We start from the raw sequence: 4750 nt of genomic DNA, 5'->3' as shown, positions 1-4750 counted from the left end.
CGTCCCGCCCGTCCCGGGCATGCCGCGCATGTCGTGCGTCGTATGCGCCCGGTCCTGCCAGCCTTTGGGCAGGACCAGGTCGGTCGGGTACCCGTCGGAGGCCGCGGTGGTGCGTCCGCCGTGGAGGTGGACGACGGTCGGTACCGGCAGTTCGTTGCGGTGCGTCACGGTGACCGGCCTGCCACGGCGGGACTCGATCATCGGCCCCGGGAAGACGCCTCCGTACGTCCACATCGGAGTCTTGACGCCGGGCAGCACCTCCACGAGCGCCTCGCGCTGCGTCACCGCGTACCGGTCGACGCCGCCCGCCGTCCCGACGGGCTTCAGGACCCGGAGGAGCGGGAGCGGCGTCCGGAACGCGGGCGGCAGCGGTGCGGCGCTGGTCAACTGCGCGCCGGTGGCGGACGGGGGGCGGGAGAGCCCTGCCGCGGTCAACAGCCCGCCGGCCGCGGCCAGTCCGACCACACCGCTGAGGCCCAGCATCCGGCGCCTGGTCGGCTCGATCGTCATCGTCTTCGTCCTCCGCGTGTGAGATCGGCCCGAGCGGGCGCGCCCAGACGAAGGAGAACCGCACGACGATCCAGGCGCCGGTCGCCACGCCCAACGAAGGGTGCAGCCAGGGCCCCATTCATCCCTGCGAGGGACCAGGGCCGCAGTACGTCAGACGCGTACCAGTTCCCGGTCCTCGTCGTCCTTCGGATGGTCCCCCTCGTCGCCGCCGTCCAGGGCGCGCAGCCCCTCGCCCTCCACGTCGACGTTCGGGAGTACGCGGTCCAGCCAGCCCGGCAGCCACCAAGCGCGCCTGCCCAGCAGGGCCAGTACCGCCGGGACGATCGCCATGCGGACGACGAACGCGTCGAAGAAGACCGCGATCGCCAGGCCGAAGCCGAACAGCTTGATCATCGACTCGCTGGAGCTGATGAACCCGCCGAAGACGGCCATCATGATGATCGCGGCGGCGACCACGACCCGGGCGCTGTGCCTGAACCCGGTCACCACGGCGTCGGACGGCGACTCGCCGTGGACGTACGCCTCCCGCATCCGGGTCACGAGGAACACCTCGTAGTCCATCGCGAGACCGAAGACCACGCCGACCATGAAGATCGGCACCATGGACATGATCGGGCCGGTCTCCTCGACGCCGAGCAGGCCGCTCAGCCAGCCCCACTGGAACACCGCGACCACGGCACCGAGCGCGGCGAGGACGCTGAGCAGGAAGCCCAGGGCCGCCTTGAGCGGGACCAGGATGGACCGGAAGACCAGGATGAGGAGGAGGAAGGCGAGGCCGACCACCAGGCCCAGGTAGGGGATCAGGGCGTCATTGAGCTTCTGCGAGAAGTCGATGTTCATCGCGGTGGTGCCGGTGACCAGTACGGTCGCGCCCGTCGCCGCCTTGACACCGGCGCTCTGGTCGCGGATCGCGTGCACCAGGCCCTCGGTCTCGGTCGAGGACGGCTTGGAGCCCGGGATCACGACGAACGTCGCGGTGTCACCGGCCTTGTTGAACTGGGCCGGGGTGACCGTGACGACGTCCTTGAACCCCTTGATCCGGTCGGCCAGCTCGGTGACGCCGGCCTTGGGGTCGTCGGCGCCCCGGGCGTCGTACACGACCATCAGGGGACCGTTGAAACCGGGGCCGAAGCCCTCGGACAGCAGGTCGTACGCCCTGCGCTGGGTCGTGGACGTCGACTGCGAGCCGTCGTCGGGCAGGCCCAGCTCAAGTTGGGTGACCGGGAGCGCGATCGCCCCGAGACCGAGCACACCGAACGTCAGTACGGCAACCGGCCGCCGGATGACGAAGCGCGCCCACCGGGTACCCATGTTGGGGCCGACAGGCTTACTGGTCTTTTTCCGACCTGCCGGCTGGATCTTCCGGCCCGCGTAGCCGAGCAGTGCCGGGATCAGGGTCAGTGCGATGAGTACGGCGACCACGACCGTGCCGGAGGCGGCGAGGCCCATCTTGGTCAGCATCGGGACGTTGACGACCGCGAGGCCGGCCAGGGCGATGACGACCGTGAGGCCGGCGAAGACCACCGCCGAACCGGCGGTGCCGGTGGCGCGGCCGGCCGCCTCCTCGTGGTCGCGCCCCTCGGCCAGCTCGCCCCGGTAACGGGAGACGATGAACAGCGCGTAGTCGATACCGACCGCGAGACCGATCATCAGCGCGAGCGTGGATGTGTTGTCGCCGAGGTCGAGCGCGTTGGCGAGGGAGGCGATGGTGGCTCCGGCGATCCCGACGCCGATGATCGCCGTCAGCAGCGGCAGTCCGGCCGCGACCAGCGAGCCCAGGGTGATGACGAGGACGATCGCCGCGATGGCGAGGCCGACTGCTTCGCCGACCGCGCCCGGCTCGGACTCGGCGACCAGCGCGTCACCGCCGATGTCGACGGTCAGCCCGGTGGCGCGGGCATCGGCGCCGGCCTTCTCCAGGGCCTTCTTGGTCGAGTCCGCCAGCTCCATGCCGGGCAGCCTGTACGTCACCGACGTGTAGGCGACCGTCCCGTCCTGGCTGACCGCGTGCGTCGTGAACGGGTCGGTGACGGAGACGACTTCGGAGCCGTCGCCCAACTGCTTGACGGTCTTCTCGACGGTCGCCTTGTTGGCGGCGTCCGTCATCTTCTGGCCCTCGGGCGCCCTGAAGACCACGCGTCCGGTCGCTCCGTCGGCGCTGGCACCGGGGAACCGCTGTTCCAGCAGGTCGAAGGCCTTCTGGGCCTCAATGCCCGGTATGGAGAAGGAGGTCGCGCCCGGGGCGGGGGCGCTGGCCGCGCCGACTCCCGCGAGCGTCAGCAGCGCCACCCAGATCAGGGCGACGAAATGCCGTCGCCTGAAGGCGAGTCGGCCGAGTTTGTAGAGGAACGTGGCCACGAGGGCGTACTCCCGGTCAGGTCGTTGAGCAGCAACAGGGCAGGTCTGATCGTCCTGTTGGGGCGCAGGAGGGATCAGCCCGACGACGTGAGCGGTCGCGTCAGGCACAAGTGGGTTCTGTTCAGAGGGTGTTGAGAGGGGGGAGAGGGAGGTGTTGAGAGGGGGTTTTCAGGCCGAAGTGGTGTTCCGGACTTGCCCTACGGAACCGGCACGCCGAGGGCGGGGAGCACCACGGCGTCGAGGTAGTCGAGCAAGTAGGCCTGGGTCGGCGGCTGTTCGTCGACGACCGTGCGGGCGACGAACCCGCCGATCATCATGTGCAGCACATAGTCGGCCGCCGGATTGTCCGCTCGGACCTCACCACGGTCCACGGCCCGCTGGATCACCTTGCGGAGCCCCACCGTCTCGGGCTCGATGAGCAGTTCCCGGAACGCCTGGAGGAGATCCGGGTTGCCGTGGACGGCCATGCCCAGGGCCCGCATCAGCGCGGAACTCTGTTCCATGGCGCAGTCGTCCTCGCGGAGCAGCAGCGCCTGGAAGTCGCCGCGCAGGGAACCGGTGTCGATGTCGGCGAGCTCTGCGACGCCAGGCTTGGAGTGCCGCAGGGCCCTGACGACCAGTTCGGCCTTGCCGCCCCACTGGCGGTAGAGGGTGGCCTTGCTGGATCTCGTACGGGCGGCGACGGCGTCCATGGTGAGGGCCTCGTAGCCGACCTCCCGGAGCAGGTCGAGCGTGGCGCCGTACAGCTCGGCCTCGCGCTCGGGCGTGATCCGACTGCGACGCGCGGTGGCGGCCTCGGCCATGTCACTCACCCTTCCCGTTCCGGCATTCCCGTTCGCCAACGAAGATACCCCGGGAATCATAGAAACGAAACAGTTTCGTACGTGTCCTGACTCACGGACGCCCCACGGACGCCCCACGGACGGCCCGCGGACGGCCCGCAGATAGCTCACGGATAGCTCACGGACGGCTCACGGATTGAAGGAACCGGAGGAACCGGAGGAACTGAAGGCCGGTCCGAAGTTGCTGGGGCCCCGTTCCCGGAAAAGCATGGGGAGGTGAGCTATCTGCGCCTGCCTCATCTCAGCGGTGACCTGCTGTGCTTCGTCGCCGAGGACGACCTCTGGCTCGCCCGCCTCGGCGACGGCACGAGAGGACCCGGCCCGGCCGGTGACGGCCGCGCCTGGCGCCTCACCGTCGACCGTACGAAGGTCGGCCACCCCCGCTTCTCCCCCGACGGCCGGCACATCGCGTACACGAGCTGGCGCAGCCTGGTCCCCGAGATCCACCACGTCCCGGTGGACGGCGGCCCCGCGCGGCGGCTCACCTACTGGGGCAGCGCCGACACCCAGGTCTGCGGCTGGTCCCCGGACGGCGACATCCTCGCCGTCGCCTCCCACGGCCAGCCCTTCTCGTACTTCACCTGGGCCTACAGCGTCCCGGCGGTCGGCGGCCCCGGCGGTCGGCTGCCCTGGGGCCCGGTCTCCGACATCCAGGTCGCGGACATCGAGGGCGAGCGCAGGACGCTACTGCTCACGGGCACCCCGCCGCACGAACCGGCCGCCTGGAAGCGGTACCGGGGCGGTGCGACCGGCCGCCTCTGGCTGCACGGCGAACGCCTGCTGCCCGACCTCGACGGCCACCTCCACTCCCCCATGTTCGTCGGCGACCGCATCGCCTTCCTCTCCGACCACGAGGGCGTCGGCAACCTGTACTCGTGCGCGTACGACGGTTCCGGTCTGCGCCGCCACACCGACCACGACGCCTTCTACGCCCGGCACGCCTCCAGCGACGGCACCCGGGTGGTGTACCAGTGCGCGGGTGACCTGTGGATCGTCGACGACCTCGCCGCCGACTCCCTGCCGCGCCGCCTCGACGTACG

At 70.3% G+C, this 4750-nt stretch carries 3 protein-coding genes and 1 pseudogene; 1 reads left to right on the top strand and 3 read right to left on the bottom strand.

The window, feature by feature from the left end; all coding sequences use genetic code 11:
• The 3 genes from AOK08_RS40420 to AOK08_RS40410 form a co-directional block, all read right to left on the bottom strand.
• Positions 1-510, bottom strand: a 510-nt coding sequence (locus AOK08_RS40420; protein ID WP_157877012.1) for a multicopper oxidase domain-containing protein, incomplete at its 3' end; no start/stop codon positions are given.
• Between the two features lie 150 nt (positions 511-660).
• Positions 661-2868, bottom strand: coding sequence for an MMPL family transporter (locus AOK08_RS40415; protein WP_055535356.1), 2208 nt, complete (start codon positions 2866-2868; stop codon positions 661-663).
• A gap of 197 nt (positions 2869-3065) precedes the next feature.
• The gene (locus AOK08_RS40410; protein WP_055535354.1) at positions 3066-3671 is read right to left on the bottom strand and encodes a TetR/AcrR family transcriptional regulator; all 606 of its coding nucleotides are present in this window, start codon (positions 3669-3671) and stop codon (positions 3066-3068) included.
• A 255-nt stretch (positions 3672-3926) separates the two neighbouring features.
• Here AOK08_RS40410 and AOK08_RS40405 point away from each other — a divergent pair.
• Positions 3927-4750, top strand: a pseudogene (locus tag AOK08_RS40405) (PD40 domain-containing protein); the annotation flags it as partial.

Origin of the sequence: Streptomyces graminilatus (genome assembly GCF_001418565.1) — a bacterium.
GTDB lineage: Bacteria > Actinomycetota > Actinomycetes > Streptomycetales > Streptomycetaceae > Streptomyces > Streptomyces graminilatus.
This window is presented reverse-complemented; position numbering and strand designations above follow the sequence as displayed.